The 18824-nt window shown below is 44.8% G+C and carries 16 protein-coding genes and 4 pseudogenes; 2 read left to right on the top strand and 18 right to left on the bottom strand.

The features are described from left to right. The 15 genes and pseudogenes from AAV90_RS14835 to AAV90_RS02765 form a co-directional block, all read right to left on the bottom strand. Positions 1-167 (bottom strand): transposase (locus AAV90_RS14835; protein WP_479725401.1); only part of this gene is annotated, 167 nt, incomplete at its 3' end. 1069 nt (positions 168-1236) lie between these two features. Then, complete coding sequence (locus AAV90_RS02700; protein WP_046495590.1) at positions 1237-1659, bottom strand: arsenate reductase ArsC; 423 nt, start codon at positions 1657-1659, stop codon at positions 1237-1239. 9 nt (positions 1660-1668) lie between these two features. After that, a complete protein-coding gene (gene arsB, locus AAV90_RS02705) occupies positions 1669-2742 on the bottom strand; it encodes an ACR3 family arsenite efflux transporter (RefSeq protein ID WP_046495592.1) in 1074 nt (357 codons plus the stop codon). Between the two features lie 18 nt (positions 2743-2760). Continuing rightward, positions 2761-3558 carry an arsenite methyltransferase gene (locus AAV90_RS02710; RefSeq protein WP_046495594.1) on the bottom strand — a complete coding sequence of 266 codons (798 nt, stop codon included), beginning with the start codon at positions 3556-3558 and terminating at the stop codon, positions 2761-2763. 6 nt (positions 3559-3564) lie between these two features. After that, a complete protein-coding gene (arsA, locus tag AAV90_RS02715; RefSeq protein ID WP_046495597.1) occupies positions 3565-5322 on the bottom strand; it encodes an arsenical pump-driving ATPase in 1758 nt (585 codons plus the stop codon). 2 nt (positions 5323-5324) lie between these two features. Continuing rightward, complete coding sequence (gene arsD, locus AAV90_RS02720) at positions 5325-5690, bottom strand: arsenite efflux transporter metallochaperone ArsD (protein ID WP_046495600.1); 366 nt, start codon at positions 5688-5690, stop codon at positions 5325-5327. Between the two features lie 464 nt (positions 5691-6154). Further along, a pseudogene (locus tag AAV90_RS14840) lies at positions 6155-6555 on the bottom strand (transposase); the annotation flags it as partial. A gap of 3 nt (positions 6556-6558) precedes the next feature. Next, positions 6559-6888, bottom strand: coding sequence for an ArsR/SmtB family transcription factor (locus AAV90_RS02730; RefSeq protein ID WP_198142802.1), 330 nt, complete (start codon positions 6886-6888; stop codon positions 6559-6561). A gap of 234 nt (positions 6889-7122) precedes the next feature. Then, positions 7123-7614: pseudogene (locus tag AAV90_RS02735) on the bottom strand (phage major capsid protein); the annotation flags it as partial. A 15-nt stretch (positions 7615-7629) separates the two neighbouring features. Further along, positions 7630-8250 (bottom strand): head maturation protease, ClpP-related, encoded by a 621-nt coding sequence (locus AAV90_RS02740; RefSeq protein ID WP_242847464.1) that lies wholly within the window; start codon positions 8248-8250, stop codon positions 7630-7632. Further along, on the bottom strand, positions 8247-9470 hold the full coding sequence (locus tag AAV90_RS02745; RefSeq protein WP_157609475.1) for a phage portal protein: 1224 nt from the start codon (positions 9468-9470) through the stop codon (positions 8247-8249). Before AAV90_RS02745 ends, AAV90_RS02740 begins: the two co-directional genes overlap by 4 nt. 70 nt (positions 9471-9540) lie before the next feature. After that, on the bottom strand, positions 9541-10053 hold the full coding sequence (locus AAV90_RS02750) for a DNA-deoxyinosine glycosylase (protein WP_046495609.1): 513 nt from the start codon (positions 10051-10053) through the stop codon (positions 9541-9543). Between the two features lie 39 nt (positions 10054-10092). Then, positions 10093-11196 (bottom strand): HigA family addiction module antitoxin, encoded by a 1104-nt coding sequence (locus tag AAV90_RS02755; RefSeq protein WP_046495612.1) that lies wholly within the window; start codon positions 11194-11196, stop codon positions 10093-10095. After that, positions 11165-11512 carry a type II toxin-antitoxin system RelE/ParE family toxin gene (locus AAV90_RS02760; RefSeq protein ID WP_046495615.1) on the bottom strand — a complete coding sequence of 116 codons (348 nt, stop codon included), beginning with the start codon at positions 11510-11512 and terminating at the stop codon, positions 11165-11167. The genes AAV90_RS02755 and AAV90_RS02760 overlap by 32 nt, the downstream gene beginning before the upstream one ends. A 140-nt stretch (positions 11513-11652) precedes the next feature. Then, a pseudogene (locus AAV90_RS02765) lies at positions 11653-12506 on the bottom strand (terminase TerL endonuclease subunit); the annotation flags it as partial. 132 nt (positions 12507-12638) lie between these two features. Between AAV90_RS02765 and AAV90_RS02770 the strand changes: the two are divergent. Beyond that, positions 12639-12893: pseudogene (locus AAV90_RS02770) on the top strand (transposase); the annotation flags it as partial. 486 nt (positions 12894-13379) lie between these two features. Here the strand turns inward: AAV90_RS02770 and AAV90_RS02775 are convergent. Beyond that, on the bottom strand, positions 13380-14876 hold the full coding sequence (locus AAV90_RS02775; RefSeq protein ID WP_046495620.1) for a CoA transferase: 1497 nt from the start codon (positions 14874-14876) through the stop codon (positions 13380-13382). A 172-nt stretch (positions 14877-15048) separates the two neighbouring features. On the opposite strand from AAV90_RS02775, the gene AAV90_RS02780 reads away from it, so the two are divergent. Then, a complete protein-coding gene (locus tag AAV90_RS02780) occupies positions 15049-15579 on the top strand; it encodes a TetR/AcrR family transcriptional regulator (protein WP_046495622.1) in 531 nt (176 codons plus the stop codon). Positions 15580-15896: 317 nt separating this feature from the next. On the opposite strand, the gene hydF is transcribed toward AAV90_RS02780, so the two are convergent. Both hydF and AAV90_RS02790 read right to left on the bottom strand, forming a co-directional pair. Continuing rightward, positions 15897-17132 (bottom strand): [FeFe] hydrogenase H-cluster maturation GTPase HydF, encoded by a 1236-nt coding sequence (hydF, locus tag AAV90_RS02785; RefSeq protein ID WP_046495623.1) that lies wholly within the window; start codon positions 17130-17132, stop codon positions 15897-15899. Then, on the bottom strand, positions 17132-18511 hold the full coding sequence (locus AAV90_RS02790; protein ID WP_046495626.1) for an aspartate ammonia-lyase: 1380 nt from the start codon (positions 18509-18511) through the stop codon (positions 17132-17134). The genes hydF and AAV90_RS02790 overlap by 1 nt, the downstream gene beginning before the upstream one ends. Between the last annotated feature and the right edge of the window lie 313 nt (positions 18512-18824).

An 18824-nucleotide genomic window follows, 5' to 3' on the forward strand; every position in this document is an offset into this window, starting at 1 on the left:
TCTTTTGCTGGTCTGCCAAAGTTTTTACAATATCTATCTGCTAATAAATCATTAACAAAGCTAAGATCTATGGCGGAATCTATTTGTTTTAGTATGTGATTATCCGGGATCATTTGGTATAATGCGGTATAGAAGCTGTTTTGTCTAAAGACGTTTTTAACTAACATAAAAAGCATACCTCCTTTAGTTAATTTTGATTTTGCTAACCAAATTATACCACAGGAGGGTATGCTTTTTGTGCTTTAAATGGACTTTTTCAGTGGTCTCGAACCGTCCCCTTGACACCCCGTTGACAAAGAGTAGTTGTTCATAAAAGGACACCTTTTAGGAAAGAAGAAGTTAAAGGACTCACGAAATGTCTATTAAGTGCAGGAATTAGGGATATTGAGCTCTTGTAAATTACATATGAGGATAACCTGAAATGTTTCGAATATAAAAGAAACTTTGAGATCGATGGTTATCCCGTACGCAGAGGCTTATGTTTCCCAATAAATGATAACGTAATGTACCTGTATACTCATGGTATTGCTCCCTCCATCCGAGATCCGAATCGCAAGTACATACAAGGGGGCAAAACGATCCCATTACCACTGAAAATAACAAAATATTACGGTAATGGCAGTATGACACAAAATTGCTACCGAAATATTAGGGCTGTCTAAAATGAACTGGAATAGTTTTGGTTTGTATTCCAAATTGCCTTGCACGATTGAATCTTCCAATGAGATTGCCCGTATCGGTTGGTTGCTCTCTCAATATGAAGGTTCAATATATGATTATCGGTATTTTATGTAGCACAACTGTTTATGCAATTTAGTCTTAAGGTAATCTTTTACCAGCTTGTAAACTGTGGGGGTATATTTTAAGTTGCACTTATATTTTTTAACGATTATTCCAATCTTTTAACGATTACCCGTTGGCGATGCACACCCCTTGCTAACTTTCAACGATTACCCCTGCCAACTCTACAGAAAAATACAGGGGTTATATCTTGCCATCGCCGAAATACCATGCCGCAAAATGGCAAAAGCCGCTCCGCTAAAACGCAGGAACGGCTTAAATACAGGCTTCTCAGGTAATATAAAAACCACCTGCCGATAAAATTTATTTTATCAATAGATGGTAGAATATTTGGCTATTCTACTATAAAATGATACAAATGCACACCCTCACCCTGTTAATCTTTCAACGATTTCAGTGTGAGGGTGTGCATTTTTGCCAGGGGGGTGCAAAATTCTAACGCAAAGCTTTAATTGATCTTTCTAAAATTCTTTTCTTAAGTTCTAAAATATTCTCCTCTATTGTCTTTGCCGTTTTTACAAATTCCTCATCACTTTTTCCAGTTGGATCATCAAGGCCCCAATCTTCTCTGTATTTGCAGGGCAAATAAGGACACTCTACATTGCATCCCATAGTAATCACTATATCCGGTTGCGGAATATCTGCAATCAGTTTAGAAAATTGTTCTTCTTCCATATCAATGTTATATAGCTGTTTGATTATTCTAACCGCATCCTGATTAATTTGAGGTTTGGTTTCCGTACCGGCAGAATAGGCTTCAAAAACATCTGATGCAGTATGCTTGGCCAGTGCCTCAGCAATTTGGGAACGGCATGAATTATGCACACATATAAAAGCAACTTTATATTTTTCCAACATAATTTACACCTATCCCAAAACTTTTGGTAATCCTTTTTCATCATAGTATTTTCTCTTAAAGAATAAAGCCGCGTTTACCAAACTTATCATCACCGGCACTTCAACCAATGGACCTATAACAGCGGCAAAAGCAACATCAGAAGCTATTCCAAAGACGGCTACGGAAACCGCAATAGCTAACTCAAAATTGTTACTAGCAGCGGTAAATGCCAGTGAAACCGTCTGATCATATCTAAAACCCCATTGATAGGCTGCAAAAAAGCTGGCAAAGAACATGACTGCAAAATAAATAAGGAGTGGGATAGCAATAAGTATGACATCAAACGGATTCTGAATAATCTGCTCACCTTTGGTTATAAACATAATCACGATTGTATACAGCAAAGCAATGAGTGCTAAAGGTGAAATCTTGGGAATGAATACTGTCTCATACCATTCTTTGGTTTTTACCCTGATTAAGCTAAATCTGGTGAGGAATCCGGCGGCGAAGGGAATACCTAAATAAATAAGCACACTCTTGGCCACATCTATCATGGATATTTTGACAACCTGCCCTCCCCAAGAAAGTCCCAGCCATTCAGGAATAAGCGTAACGAAGATATAGATATACACCGTATACAACAGTATTTGAAAGATTGAGTTCAGCGCCACTAAGGCGGCACAATATTCGTTGTCTCCTTTGGCGAGAGTATTCCAAATAATGACCATAGCGATGCAACGGGCCGAGCCAATTATGATAAGACCTATGGCAAAACCAGGTTTATCAGCAAAAAACAATATTGCCAAAAAAAACATTAAAATAGGCCCTGCAACCCAGTTCTGTAATAAAGAGAAGGTAAATACCTTTTTATTTTGAAATACTTTCCCGATCTCCTCGTACTTTACTTTGGCTAAGGGAGGGTACATCATAATTATCAAGCCGATGGCAATCGGCCAGGATATGGTGCCAGTACTGAATTGACTCAGTGTTTGGGCTAAATTTGGAAACAGATATCCGCCTAAGACACCAATCCCCATGGCTATGAAGATCCACAGTGTTAAATACTTATCAAGGAATGATAATTGTGCTTCTTTTTCCAACATATCACCTTCTGTATCTCATTATTTTCGTGATTTATCAGCTTCGATTATATATGATGCTATAAATTCTTCTGCGTTCTTAGCAGGGATCCAGCTATTGATTATTTCTTTACTGTTATCTTTGGGAATCATGCGAATGTTTTCAAAACCAGCGCTTTTGAGCATATTTTCGATATTGCCCACATACTCAGCACCGGCAATACAGCCAGCCAAACTGGCCAGGTCATTTTTAATATTATCCGGTATTTGCGCCGTAGCTACTACATCAGATATGGATAGCCGCCCACCGGCTTTAAGCACCCTATAAGCTTCCTTAAATACCTGCTGCTTTTCCAAGGCCAGATTAATAACACAATTTGATATTATGACATCAACTGATCCATCTGCTACCGGCAGGTGTTCAATCTCCCCCAACCTGAATTCGATATTATTGTAACCGCTTTGTTCAGCATTTTGCCTGGCCAATTTGACCATTTCCGGGGTCATATCTATACCGATAACATAACCACTTTCCCCTACCTGTTTTCGGGCTAGGAAGCAGTCAAAGCCGCCACCGCTTCCAAGATCAAGTACAATTTCACCTTCTTTTAACGCCGCTATAGCGATTGGATTTCCGCACCCCAAACCCATATTGGATTCAATCGGAATATCATCAAAATCGCTTTCTGAATAACCTATATTAATAGAGGCATCTTTACTGTTTATCTGTGGGCCTCCACAGCTACAGCCACTACTGCAACATCCCCCCGCAGAACCTTGCAATGCTACCTCAGAATAATTTTTTCTGATAAATTCTCTGATCTCTTCTTTATCACTCATAACGCATTACCCCTTATCTTTAAAGTTACCAATATTCTTGATGGAGGGATCCTGTAACCAGGGAACAACTACAAAGTTGTCGTCACTAATTTGCTGCACTTTCTTAATCCAGTCTATTTCAGCCTTAGCTCGTGCGGCAAGCATGGGATTACTTGTATCTGCCGCAGAAAGCGATTGATTGACTACCCACCATTTGTTATTAATACCGGCTCTGCTTAAATCCTCACTCAACCGCATAGCTTCAAACACAGGGGTAGCTTCCGGCAAGGTAACGATAACCACCTCAGTCTGTTTTTCATCCCGCAGTCTGGGTAATAGTCTCTGCACTGATATAGGGGTTTCTCCTTTAGTCCTTTGCACCTCCCGGTGATAACTGAGGGTTGAGTCAAGAAGTAATAGGGTATGGCCGGTTGGAGCCGTATCGATAATGACAACCTCGTTTTCCGCTTTATCCACTATTTCCGCAAATGCTCTGAATACGGCAATTTCCTGGGTACAGGGCGATCTCAAATCTTCCTCAATATAGGCAACATCGTCATCGCTCATGGTTTCCCTGGCCTTAGCCAGCACTTCATTTTGGTAGTCTCTCAATTCCTGATTTTCATCAATATGACTAACGGTTATATTATCTGCCCCGGCAAAAACATAGCTTAGATGGTCGGCTGGGTCGGTAGAAGTTAAATGTACCTTAACTCCCTTCCTGGCAAGCGCCACAGCCATAGTGGCAGCTACAGACGTCTTGCCTACACCGCCCTTACCCATGGTAAAAATAACCTTTTTACCGGCCGCGTATATATCTTCAACCAGGTCATTTACGGTTTTCAAATCCGTTAATTTGCTTTCTGCGCCTCCATTTATATAATCATCACTATTCAGGAACGCCCTTATTTTATCCAGGCCTAATACGTTATAGGAGCGCAAGGGGATAGTATAGGTTTTAAACCCTCTTAATCCGGGCGGCATGTTTTCCAGGACATGCTGCTGCTTGGATAATATTTTTTGCGACAGGTCATCGGATGCTTCACCCATTACCCCGTTGATAATTAGAAGCTGATTGTTTATCCCTAAATCGCTCAATTCTCGGCTGGAACGTTCAGCTTCCAGCAAAGGTGTTTCTTCCGGCCTGGAAACTAGGATAAGTGTGGTTTTAGTTTCATCAGAGAGGTTGATAACCGCATTTTTATACATATCTTTTTTATCCTGCAACCCGGCGAGCTGGCCTAAACATGATGCCCCATGGGTACTTTCCGCGATGAAATTAGTCCAAGCCGAAGGCAGCTGCAACATGCGCAGAGTATGCCCGGTAGGGGCAGTATCAAAGATGATATAATCAAACTCTTTTTCAGTTGTATTGTCAGTGATAAAGTGTGAAAATTGATCAAATGCCGCTATTTCAACCGTACAAGAGCCAGAAAGCTGTTCCTCCATATTATTAATTACGCTGTCGGGTAATTTCCCCCTATAAGGGGCTATAACTGATTCCCGGTATTTTCTGGCTGCTTCTTCTGGATCAAGGTTGGCAACTACCAGTCCGGGAACACCCTCAATCTGCACACCCTTTCCGTTTAATTCGGTATTAAAAACATCTTGCAAATTTGAAGCCGGGTCGGTACTTATAAGCAACACTTTCTTGCCGCTATCTGCCAAATTTACCGCTACAGCGCAAGCCGTAGATGTCTTTCCTACCCCGCCTTTGCCGGTAAAAAACAAGTATTGGGTGAGATCTATTTTATTTAAATCAAAGGATTCAAATTTCGTATTCATTATTAACAGCACCCCTTGGGACCACAGCAGCAACTGCTTGTGATGATTGATGGTTTTGAGTCTATTTCCGTTTCCAGCCATTTTTCAATTTCTGCATTAGTAGGGTATGCTTTGGTTTTGACCACCACCCCATCAACCAACGTTACGGGCAGTATTTCTGCCCCCTCTTTTTGCAGAAGGTCGCTGATAACTTTATTCGCAATAAAGTCCTGCGGTTCATTGGATAAGCCATATCTTTTAATAATTATTCCTTTATCTTTTAAGGAATTAATTACTGTAGCCATCCTCATCAGTTCCGGATCAATTGACGGGCCACACACCCCGGTGGCACAGCACATGGCTGGATCAAAAATCTCAATTTTTCTCATGCTAGAATTCCTCCCTTAATAAAATCCAAATTACTTCGAATATCTTCTGTTTTAACAGTATTTCATTTTACTAACAAACAGCCTAACTCCTGGATGTTACATCTTTGTGTAATAATGGGTGACGGTGCGTATGGTTCCCTAGGCCGCGCGTATTTTGTATTGTGGCCAGAGGGATTCCACATCGTCTCCCGGCAGCAAACCTCCCATGTCTTCCTGGGTCTAAAGCCCTTAATTCCTTCGTCCTGCCTATCCAAGAGGTGGAACGTCAGTCATGCTCCTAAGCTGGGTCATGCCCTTATGGAAAAATTCAACCTGACTGTCCCGGCTCTCCGTTTTACCGTGGTTTTGACGTATTGTTTGAGATCGCATCGTTGCTAAGAGTGGCTGCGGCATTCGTTATTCTCTTGCTTGTAATGCGGTAGCACTGTTTATCGTCCCGTTGTTTTCTTGCTTTAAGGTGCGATCTACGCTGCTTCCGGCAGCGAATACCGCATGTCCTCAAGCATCTTTTCCGGGTCGTAATCGACGCCCTTGCGGAGCACGGCGAAGAATATCCGGATGAACTTGCCGCTGAGCGCGATGATGGACTGCATTTTATTAACCTGGTTCTTCTCCCGCGTCAGGTTTCTTCGATGCAGTGACCGAAGCTCTTTGTTATTCGCCAGGATAGCAATCATGGCTATAAACAAGCTATGTCTCAATCGTCTTCTGCCTCGGCGGCTTATACTGGTTTTCCTTTGTGTTTGCCGGAACTGTTCTCTACCAGGTTCAGCCCCGCCAGCTTTTGAATCTGGCGCGGATCTTGGAATCTCCTGATATCGCCAAATTCGCCTACAAAGGTTGCTGCGGTGACTAGCCCTACACCTCCTTATTTTTCTTCAGTGCACACTTTGCAGCTAGATTGCTTACAGATGCAATCATCCTTGTCATGAGTTATATAGTTAATAAAATTAATAGCTTCCTCTGTTGTTTCAATTCTAAGGGTATACCTCATCCAAGCTCCATCGCGAACACCGTTTACCAGGCCGCTTTCAGTCAGTATTTTCATATGGTAGCTGAGCGTTGACTGGGAAATACTGAACTTTTCCAATATGTCACATGCGCACATCTCACCACATGACAGCATATCAATTATCTTTAAACGCGTCTCATCTGATAACGCCTTAAATACAGGAACATAATCGGCATAAGAGTTCATTAAATTTCTCCTCCCTATTATATTTATATATTTAGATGACATTCAAACATTTCGATATGATTTATAATACCAACTCATATAGACATTTGTCAATGTGATTTTAATTAGTTCATAAAAAATACCCGCAGGAGCTGGAATTGTAGCCAAACTGCGGGTTAATTGTTTAAAGATATTAAGCTGTAATTACCGTACCGTCTCTAAAAGTAAACTTGATGGCACCGGTGACATCTTTTCCACCGGTATTTTGCGGTCGCCGCTGGATGTTTGGATGATCTTGGCAATGCTGCGGAAGATATTCTCTTCTTCCAGGGCTTCGACCAAGGTGCGCTCGAACTCGTCCGGCACCAAGTAACCTCCCTCGGAATCCGTTCCCACCTGCAGCGCGTTCAGGACTTCATAGCCCGCTGCCTTGCTGCGCATGGCGTTCCAGAAGGCCCGTTTGTACTCGTCGCTGGCCCGGCCGGTTTTATCCTCAGCGTTTGGCTGGCTGGGCTTGCCGGTAATGGGTGTATTGACGGGCTTGTTAAGCTCCGCGTCCAATGCCTGCTGACGTTCCAGCCGGTCGATTTCTTTGCCGAGGTTCACAACATCGGCTTCCATCTTTTCATAGACGGCAACGTCCTCGGCGGAAAGGAGCCCGTCCGCGCCGCGCTTGCTGTCCAGAAAGGCTTTGGCGGCATCCCAGGCTTTGGCTCTTTTCTCACGCAGTTCCAAGATTTTACTCATGGTCATTCCTCCATTCTAATGTTTAATAAGGCTCAGCCGCTTTTCCAGGTAGCTGAGGGGGGTGCCGGTCGGCGGTTCAGGGTTATTAACCTGGTGCAGCGGAAACTTTTTTACCAGCGCGTTGGTAACCGTCATTTTGTCAAAAAGATAAGCCGCGCTGGGCGGCTCAGTTAGGTGTTCTTCGGTTGTGTACAATACTTTATCAGCGAAGCCAAGTTCCAGTGCTTTCCAGGCGTTAAACCAGCTTTCGGCATCCATCATGTGCGAGATCTTGACCCTCGACAGACCAGTCTTTTGTTGATAGGCATTGATGATGCTTTCTTTAACCTCGGACAGCATGGCAATACCGCTTTGCAGGTCAGATACTTCCCCAAATATGACGGTGGCGGGGTTATGGATCATCATCATGGCTACCGGAGACATGTGAACCTCGTCCGCCGCCATGGCGATTACTGAAGCCGCACTGGCAGCAAGCCCTTCGATTTTGACGGTGATGTGTCCCGGATATTCTTTCAGCATGGTGTAGATTTGACTGGCGGCAAATACATCTCCACCTGGAGAGTTGAGCATCACCACTACATCCCCATCCTCAGCGTAGAGCTCGTTTTTAAGCCAGTTCCAAAACTTTCTGCTCACTTTATGACCTCCTTTCTGTTGGTATTGGCATATGCGCCCACGTCTTCAAGCTTCAGCATGTTGCCGTTCATGGCATAAACATTGCCATGCTCGATGGTGTTCATGTTTTCTAAGGTTCTTACATCGTTGGGGCTTAAAAAGCCGTTTTGAATACCTATGGCGTAACCTTGCATCCTCGAAGCATAGTCGCCCCGTAAAAGCCCCTCCACCACAAAACCAGCAAAATACTGGCCTTTTTCGGATGGGCTGAGCAGAGCTTTATTCATTCCTTGCTCGAGCCTTACCAGCCAAGGCCGGATGGTATGGACTACAAAACTGATGGACTGATGCTCGATATTGCTGAAAGTGGCTTTATCCAAATTGGCCACCAGATGGGGCGGCACCCGAAAGATACGGCATATCTCCTCAGTCTGAAACTTCCTGGTTTCCAGAAACTGCGCCTGTTCCGGCGGTATACCGATGGGCTGGAACTTCATACCTTCTTCCAGAACCGCTACCCGATGGGCGTTGCCGCTGCCCTGGTAGACCGCGTTCCAGCTTTCCCGGATTCGCGCCGGGTCCTTCACAACGCCGGGATGCTCCAAAACTCCGCCTGGACTGGCCCCGTTGGCAAAGAATTTACCCCCGTATTCTTCGGTGGCGATTGCCATGCCGATGGCGTTCTTGGCCATAGCGATAGGAGAGTAGCCCACCAGTCCGTCAAAACCAAGCCCGGGAATATGCAGGACATCTTCCGGCCTCAAGATTACATACCCGCTATCTTTGCGGTATTCGTAATAGAGCTTCCCCTCGGGTGTCCTGTCCACCGTCATCCGGTCGGGCAAAAGGGGGTACAGGGCTAAAACTCGGCCCCGGCCGTCTCTAATAATCTGGGCATAGGCGTTGCCCCATAATAAAAGATGACTCATGAGTGTTTCCCGAAACACAAATGAAGTCATCTCCGGATTAGGCTCATCATGGAGCAGATAATGTAGCTGGTGGTCTATGGCTTTCTCCTTGCCATTATCCGTGGATCGGTAAACATTCAACGGCAGACTGGCTATGGTTTCCGCCAGGATTCGAACACAGGCATATACGGCAGTGGTCTGCATGGCCGTTCTTTCATTGACGGTTTTGCCGCTGGTGGTTCCACCGAAGAAAAAGCTGTATGTGCTGCCATACAGACGATTTTTAGGACTGGCTCGGGGTTTTAACAAACCTGATAGAACTGGTATTTTCATTATGCACCCTCCTAAAAATGAGCATGAAAAAAGCACCTCCTTAAGAGATGCTAGTTTAAAAATATATTGATTATTGGTTCAATCTCTTGATAGCATTTTTCCAATTCTCCAGCTTAACATTGAATGGTTTAGCCAATGCTCCACTTGTTGACAATACTCTTTCATATCTAATTGATTTAATTAGTACCGGAAAATGAGTTCTAAATTGTTCCTCTGCCTCTTTTCCGGTGAAAAGTATACCTTTTAAATTCGGATACTTCTTAAAAAACATGTCAAAATCATTTGGTTCAGCATTATGAATGTCAGCATCAGAAGATCCATTCCTGAGAGCATAACGAAGTACATCCCAGACACCGATATTATGTTCCAGGAGAAATACACATTTGTCACCGTAGTTTGTAGAAGGATTTTGTTCATATAAGGCATAGATGATTTTCCAGAAACAATTATTGCTCTTTTTATAGTATTGACCTGCTTTCAGCGATTCGGGTCCGGGCAAGGTTCCAAGAATTAGAATTTTGGTTTTACTATCAACTACGGGATCAAAACAAACGATAGATCCATGACCACAATTCGAATGCATTTTTATCTTCCTTTAATCTTAAGTTTTGACTCATGTGTACTACATTTGTTTTTCAATATTGTTTAACTCATACCTGATTTTCTCATCTGAATACTGATGATACTTAAGATGATCGTCCCTCTGTAACCTGCCAATCAGCATAAAAGTGGGAATATTTTGTTCAGAACAAAACTGCCGGATACGCCGCAACGAAAAATCACCGGTTTCCACAAAGAGACAATACTGCTCTGGATCAATCAATATATTAGCCGCAAAGGTATCTGCTCGATCTTCTATTTCACTTTTTGTAAATTCATAATCAATTAGCCGATCATCAATATCCCCGTTTAAGATATGCCCTATCTCGTGAAAAAGAGTAAACCAAAAGACATCAGCAAACTTACGCCTAACAGTCATTATCAAGCTAAGAGTACCATCATTGTTTCTTTTAATAACACCTTGAACTGGTGCCCCGGTAAAATGCTTGACGATGGCAAACTTAATTCCACATTCAGCAAAGATTCCTTTTAGCCCTAAGTGGATAGAATCCACATCTTCAAATGCAAGACCTCGAATTAAGTGAAGATTGTCCCTCAGCCTATCGATGTCAAGTTCTTGATTCACTTGCTGACTCTTTGTCATTAAATCAGCGATTCGGAGCCAAGTAAAAAGGACATATGGATCAACATTGTCTGCCACTGCTAAGCGATAAGCCCCAGCCTGGGATATTTCTGGAATACGAACTAAACTACTTATATTAAGTAGTTTTCTCCACTCAATTACAAGCAGTGATCCTTGAACGTCAGGATTCAATAATCCAATCTCCTGAACGTATTCAGTTATGCTTTTCAACCTCTGTAAAATTCCTAACTCTTCAGTAGAAATTAGGTTAACCTCTTCAAAATCTGCCATTTCCTTGTCATAGTTTGCTTGCAGATTGATCCAGAAACTCGCATCAACACCAAGCGCATATTCCAGCTTTTTAGCAAAGGAAACCGAGATAGGTTTCAAACAATTTACTATGTTGCTAATATGCGTTTCAGTGACATCCGTTCTTATAGCCAATTCGCGCTGTGTCATTTCCCGGTCTTCAAGCATTTCCTTCAATGTTTCACCTGGATGGATAATAAACTCACGGGATAAGCCATTCGTTCTTACTGCCATGATAATCCATCACCCCCTTTATAATCACCGATTTGCATTGTTTCAAAACTTCAGGTTCAATGCTTTCCGCGTTAGGCCTGACAATGAGTCTGACATTACCTGTAATCGTAACCCCATAATAACCTTTTAGGTTTTTATAAAGCGGATGGGGTTTTCCAAGTCCTGTGGTCAGGTAGATGCTAAAGTTTTCAGAAGCCTTCAGCTGATCAATTCGTTTCTTTGTTGCTCTAGCTCTATCATTCCCAATCTCTTTTTTCATCAATTCATAATCATTGAATATTTTCCCAACTGATTCGCTTTCGTATTCAATTAGCACCTTTTGCAACCACCACCAAACTACTTATTAGCTAGCTTAACCAATAGGTTAAGTTGGCTAATCGGTTAAGTTTATTATATGCTGGCCTTTGCATTTTGGCAAGAAAACTTTGCAAAATTTAATCGTTGATGAGTCCAATTTCAGATCAGCAATAAGCCGCGCTCATCATAGACCGAGCCAATGCTTCCTGCTCCACAACGTAGTGCCCTATCCAACGCCATAATCAGCGCTACCGCACCATCAATTCGCTCGGTGCTTTTCTCCTTGTCGGGTTTGATATTGCCAGCCGGGTCTGTGCGTATAAAAATATTATCCATCATCCAGCGCAGAACCGGATTGCCGCCATGGGCAATTCTTTCTTCCAGGGTCAGTTTCATCAGTTCCTTGGTCGGCGGTGACATATCCTTGAAGCCCTGCCCGAAGGGCACTACGGTAAAACCAAGCCCTTCCAAGTTCTGAGTCATTTGAACCGCGCCCCAGCGGTCAAAGGCAATCTCACGGATGTTATACTGGGTCCCAAGTTCCTCGATGAAACTTTCAATGAATCCGTAGTGGACCACGTTGCCCTCGGTGGTTTTCAGAAACCTTGTTTTTGCCACTGGTCGTAGTTCACATGATCACGCCGTACGCTGAGGTCAAGGTTTTCTTCCGGTATCCAGAAGTAGGGGAGAATATGAAATTTATCGTCCTCATCAACCGGGGGAAAAACCAGCACAAAAGCGGTTATATCGGTAGTGCTGGACAAGTCTAACCCGCCATAGCAAACCCGGCCTTTTAATTTTTCCGGGTCAACCTTGAAAGCACACTTATCCCATTTCTCCATGGGCATCCAGCGCACTGCCTGTTTGACCCATTGGTTAAGCCTAAGCTGCCGAAAGCTGTTTTCCTCGGCAGGGTTTTGTTTCGCGCTTTCACAGGCAGCTTTAATCTTGTCGATACTTACGGTTATACCCAGCGATGGATTAACTTTTTTCCACACTTTAGGGTCAGTCCAGTGGTGTCAACGGGGTGTCAACGGGACGGTTCGAGACCACTGAAAAAGTCCATTTAAAGCACAAAAAGCATACCCTCCTGTGGTATAATTTGGTTAGCAAAATCAAAATTAACTAAAGGAGGTATGCTTTTTATGTTAGTTAAAAACGTCTTTAGACAAAACAGCTTCTATACCGCATTATACCAAATGATCCCGGATAATCACATACTAAAACAAATAGATTCCGCCATAGATCTTAGCTTTGTTAATGATTTATTAGCAGATAGATATTGTAAAAACTTTGGCAGACCAGCAAAAGAGCCAGAGATGATGCTAAGAATACAAATATTAAAATATCTATACAACCTGTCTGATGAACAGTTAATACAGGATTTGAGCGTAAAGATGCAGATAGAAGGAACTAACATAAAGTTTGGACAACTAAAAAATAGGGAAGTAACTAAGCCGATTATAACTTTTGGTCTATCCGCTATTTTTCGTTTTCAATAAAGCAGCAATACTTCTGACGGATAGATTATTTTTAAATTCCGATATCATTTTTTTACGGGTGCTCCTATTATTAATCAGATCCGGAATGTTTTTTCCTGGCCATAATTAATCCATCAAGATAGGACAAACCTTACTCCATTGTCCGAATACTACCTTCTTCTATGTACAGAAACTAGCTTTCATCAGTCTCCATAGAAAAACTCTTGAGTTCTAGTATTGCTGTTTTAAGGTCATTTGTGATAATAGATAGAATAAAATCTGTTTCCACTATCTTTATCCTATTTTTAAAAATAGTGTCAACAGAACCGTCCCTTCGACACAAAGCTCCCCGGGAACCCTTTACAGGGTTCCCGGGGAGCATGTTTTGTGTTTAAATTTGCTATATTAGTACGCAAGCCATATAGGCTCAGAGGAACCCTGAGGCACTGTCGGATGCTCGTAATACGGCTGTGTCTCCGACATATGGACGATCGGCTTGAGGTATTGGAGGTGGCCTAAAGAACCGTATTCCTCAATTGTAAGCTTGTTAATCAGACTTATTGGGACAATGTCAGATTTTTGCATAAATTCCTTTTCATCTAAAAGGCCCATACGAATTAGTGCCATAGCGGATTGTGCAAGCGATGTATTTATTACATAAGAGCCACCTTCAGTAGCACGGCGGTAAAGAGCCACCATAGTAGCAAAAGCAGTGAGATAGCCTGCTGTATAGTCGCAGAAAGCTCCGCCAATAATTCGTGGTTGCCCCTGGGGCTGGTGAAAACTCAAATACAACGGGCCGCCCATCTTAACACCATCAGGATCAATAGGTGCACTAGGGTATTTGCTTTCTTCCAATTGAATTCCAGTAGCTGCCTGTGCTAACTGTTCCCAGCCGGGCATTTTTGACCAGGGACCTTTTTGCCCGAATGCATTGATATGCGTGTAAATGATGCCAGGCCGTTGCCTGGCAACGGCTTCTGCAGAAAATTCCCGTCCCATTTTGGAGCCCAAGCGGTAACTTTGTCCAAATACGTCAGCTTGAGTTACCAGCCCCCATAGCTTGTTGATTCCCTCCTGTGTGCGCAGGTCGATGAAAGCACGCTGCTTTCCTCGACCTGTGTCCAAGGTAAATATCGGTACATCAGCCAAGTGTTCGGCACCAATCCACAGTACATGGCTGCCATGCTCTGCGAGCGTTCTGGATGCTGTAGGTCCAGCCAAGATGCGTGTCAGGTCAAGAGCACGTATGCCAGAAAGGGGACGGTTGCCCTTCGGCAAGGGAATTGGCGCGGTCTCTGCAATCTTGTTGATTTCAACGACTGGAATCCGGCTGAGTAATTTGCCTTGCTCCGTTTCCAGCCATTCGTCCGAAGAACGAATAATGCAGCCGTTCAAACCGTTTTGCATAAAGGAGTTTTCCAACTCCTGCGCATCTCGATCGGCAACGACCGCCTCTACGGATTCTTTGGTACCTTCGCAGCCCAGGAGATCCAGAATCCTCCAAGGATCTGTACTGGCATGGATATAAAACCAACGACCGTCACGAGTCTTGTAACTGCCAGTGAAAGCAAAGCCACTTTCCAATATAGCTGCTGCCTCGGAAGCCTCGTTGTTCTGATCCACGGGAGGAGCATCTGTCACCCTGGTGTACATAAAGCTCTGCAGACCCGCAACGGCTTCCGATACATCGACAGTGACATGCTGCTTGCGCCCACCAGTACGCAGTTCCCAGAGCTTTGCCGCAGCAAGCCCGCAAGCTGCCTGAACAGCGGCAAAAGATTCTCCGACTTTGAATCTTGTATGCACAACAGGATCCTGACCGATGATTGTGATTTGGCTCATGTCCTCGTCTGACCAACCGGCAATTGCCTGCAGTTCTTCCATTAGCTGATTTGACATTTTAAATCCTCCTAATAAAATATAGTCTAAGGAAAGAAATACTTTTTTCGATAAATGCACTTATCATTTTTATAATATTATTACTGTTACTGAGGGACAACCATCAATAATTGCGAAATGGCTGGAAAATCGACAGTTTCTTTTGAGATGTCGATTATGGAAGGAAATTATTATGGGTAATCGCCGGAGCCAAATAACAAAGCGCATCCTGAGGGACTGTCTGCTCGAAATGCTGCAGGAAAAGCCTTTTTCAAAAATCTCTGTCCGTGAACTCTGCTATCGCGCGGATATTAATCGTTCAACGTTCTACATCCATTACAAAGATCTATATGATTTGTTTGATTCCTTAGAGCAGGAGACACTTAATCAGTTGACTCAATATATGGAACAACGGGTTCAGCGAGATAGACAGGAAGATGCGATGACGGATTTGCTGACCTATTTTAGGGATAATTCAAGCCTGTATCTAACGCTGCTGCAAACTTCTTTGACCTACACTGATCGTATAATAGAGACGGTCTTTCAAGTCTATCGACAATACTATCAGGATATCGGTAAAGAATTAACTGAAGAAGATGCATATTACATTGAATTCAATATAGCAGGTACCGTCAAGCTGATTAAGAAATGGCTTCTGAACGATGGTCAAAGATCACCAAGAGAAATGGCCGTAATGCTCTTTTCTTTTGGCGATAGAGAATAAAGTCAGCAAGGCTGACGTTTGGCTTATATAGCACTATCAATATCTACTATTGGAAACACCTTAGCCTGCATAGCAAGATTGCCGGGGTTAAATGTTCCAAAAACTCGGTAATCAGAAAGAGGCAATATATAATGGGGACGGCAGGCCGTGTGAAAAAAGCAGGCTAAAGAGCAAATAATCTGCAATCAAAAAAATAATAAAACCCTGGTAACCTGGTCTCGAACCGTCCCCTTGACACCCTTCCCGTACAATAAAGCGCGCTGATTTGCCTGTCTCTCGCTTATAATATATTGTTGGCTCAACCTTGTTCACATCAATTACCCCAGGTCTTTCAACTCCGGAAAGGGTTTTATGATGCGATTGAGGACTCCCTGCACATAGGATATGGCGATGCCGTAATTGGTTATGGGCACCCCCTGTCGCCGGGCGGTTTCGATGCGATTTTGATAGGCTGTCCGGGTTATGGTGCAGCCGCCGCATTGAATGATCATGTGATACCGCCCTATATCCTGGTTAAAGCCGGGCCCGGCGGCAGTTTCAAACACCAGATCCTTACCGGTGTATTGCCGCAGCCAGCGTGGGATTTTAACCCGGCCGATATCATCGGCCAGGGCGTGATGGGTGCAGGCCTCCGCAATCAGAACCCGGTCGCCGTGCTTTAAGCGGTCAATCTGTCTGACCCCTTCCACCATGGTGCGGAGATCCCCTTTAAAACGGGTAAAGACGGTAGAAAAGGTGGTCAAAGGGACATCATCGGGGACGTCTCCCGATACCTTTAAAACCACCTGGGAATCGGTTATTACCAGGGCCGGTTTCTCCCGCAGCCGGTTCAGGGTATCGGCCAATTCCCTTTCTTTGACCACCAGGGCGGCAGCGTCATTATCCAGTATATCGCGGATGGTCTGAACCTGGGGCAGGATAAGCCGCCCTTTAGGCGCTCCCAGGTCGATGGGCACCACCAGGACCACCAGGTCGCCTGGATTGATAATATCGCCAACGATGGAAGGCTCATCGATCTTGCTCACCTGTTTCAACTGGCGTATCTTATCCTTTAATTCATTAAGACCCAGACTGGAAGTAGCGGTCGTAAGGAGCACTTCGCGCCCCTGAGCCCGCAGGCTGGCCTGAAGTTGGCCGTAATCAAAAAGATCGCTCTTATTCAGGACTATGATTACGGGTTTGTTTTTTTCCTCCAAAGCCTTTAGCATATCCTCTTCAAAATTCGTCCAGCACCCGTCGCCCACTATAATCAACCCTACATCGCTGTCTCTGATCACTTCCCGGGTTTTCTTGATCCGCTTTTGCCCGAGTTCACCCTCGTCATCGATTCCGGCGGTGTCAATAACCAGGCAGGGGCCCAAAGGATTTATCTCCACCGCTTTATTGACCGGATCAGTGGTGGTCCCTGCCACATCGGAAACGATGGCCAGATCGTATCCTACCAGGGCGTTGATCAGTGACGATTTGCCCGCATTTCTACGTCCTAAAAAGGCGATGGCGGTTCTCATGCCGCGACTGGTTTCATTTAATGAACCGTCATGTATAGCTGTCATTATTCCACCTCCCCTAGTTTTAACAGGTTTTCCGGTACCATGAGTTCCCGCAGAGTTCCTTCATCAAGTAGCTTCAAACTCTGGTTCGCTGCCCATATATCAAGGTTCTTTTCCCGCATGAGCTCTCCCAGGGCTTCGGCCCGGGAATAGCCCAGGGCCGGCAGCAAGGCGGTGAGCAGGGCGTTGCTGCGCTCAAAATTGCTCCGGATGCGCTGCTCATCAGCCTCTATCCAAGGAATGCAATGGTTGGCGGCCTTTTCCGTAACCCTGGTCAGCAGCCCGATGCTTTCCAGGAGGGTGTAAGTGATAAGGGGGATGAAGGCGTTTAGCTCCAGGTGGCCGGCTGAGACCGCCTGGGCTATTATGGCGTCATTGCCCAATACCTTGATCCCGACTTGTACCATCATTTCAGGCATAACCGGGTTTATCTTGCCCGGCATTATGGAAGACCCCCTGATTAAAGGCTTTAATATGATTTCTCCACAGCTGTCGGAGGAGAGGAAGCGCAGGTCATTGCCGATCTTGATCAAATTGCCGGCATGAGCGCGCAATATTCCGCTGACCTCGGAGAAAACATCGTGGTTGGCGGTGGCATCCACCAGGTTCTCGGCCCGGGCGATGTTCAGCCCACTCAGTTTGCGCAGGTTTTCAATGACCCGGAAGATATATCGTCGCGGGGCGGTGATACCGGTGCCCACCGCTGTACCCCCAATATTTACAACCTTGATCCGCTCCAGAGACTTGAAAACCCGCCAGCGGTCCCTGGCTATGGCTTCGGCCCAGGCTCCAAATTCCATGCCCAGCGATACTGGTACCGCCGCCTGGTACTGGGTGCGCCCCGATTTTACTATCCGAGCATACTCGCGCTCCTTGCTTTGCAGGGCTTCCTGCATCTCCTGGATAGCTTTCTCCAGCTCCTTTAAGGCCAGCATAACCGCCAGGCGCGCGGCAGTGGGAATGACGTCATTGGTCGATTGAAAACGGTTGACATCGTCAATCGGGTGGATGACGTCATAACGGCCGATAGCATAGCCCAGCATCTCCAAGGCTACATTGCAGATGACTTCATTTATATTTAGATTGGTGGCTGTGCCCGCTCCGCCCTGGAAGGGGTCTACTACTATTTGATGATCAAATTCCCCCTCCTTAACTTTTTCAACCGCGGCCAGCAGGGCCAGGGCCTTGCCATCTTCTATATAACCCAATTCGTGGCAGCTCTGCAGGGCGGCCTGCTTTACCAGGGCCAGGCTGTGAATAAAAACCCGCTGCCAGCGATATCCCGAAACGTCAAACAGTTTTAAAGCCCGGGCGGTGGAGATGCCATAATAGACATCGTCCGGCAGAGCCTCCTGCCCCAGGTGGTCTTTTTCAATGCGCATTTTTCTACCTCCCCTGAAGAATCGAGTATGGAACGGCGAGGCTGCTCTGATTTCAGCCGGAGCGGGCGGGGTCTCCGGGCAGGAAAGCCCCAGGCGGGTATAATAATGGCAGGGGGCTCCCCACTTGTTGAAGGCTAGGCTATAGCCGACCAGTCCGACCGCTCCAGCTGCGCCAGGAATTTATAATAGATTGAAATAGATAATAGATAAGTATTTGCTTTTTTCCCCTTCTCAGTATATCACTGGGTAATATTGCAATGCTATTATTATTGGTACAATAGTAGGCTAGCCGACTAGCCAAAAGTTTGAAACT

The organism is Syntrophomonas zehnderi OL-4 (assembly GCF_000983115.1).
Classification (GTDB): domain Bacteria; phylum Bacillota; class Syntrophomonadia; order Syntrophomonadales; family Syntrophomonadaceae; genus Syntrophomonas_B; species Syntrophomonas_B zehnderi.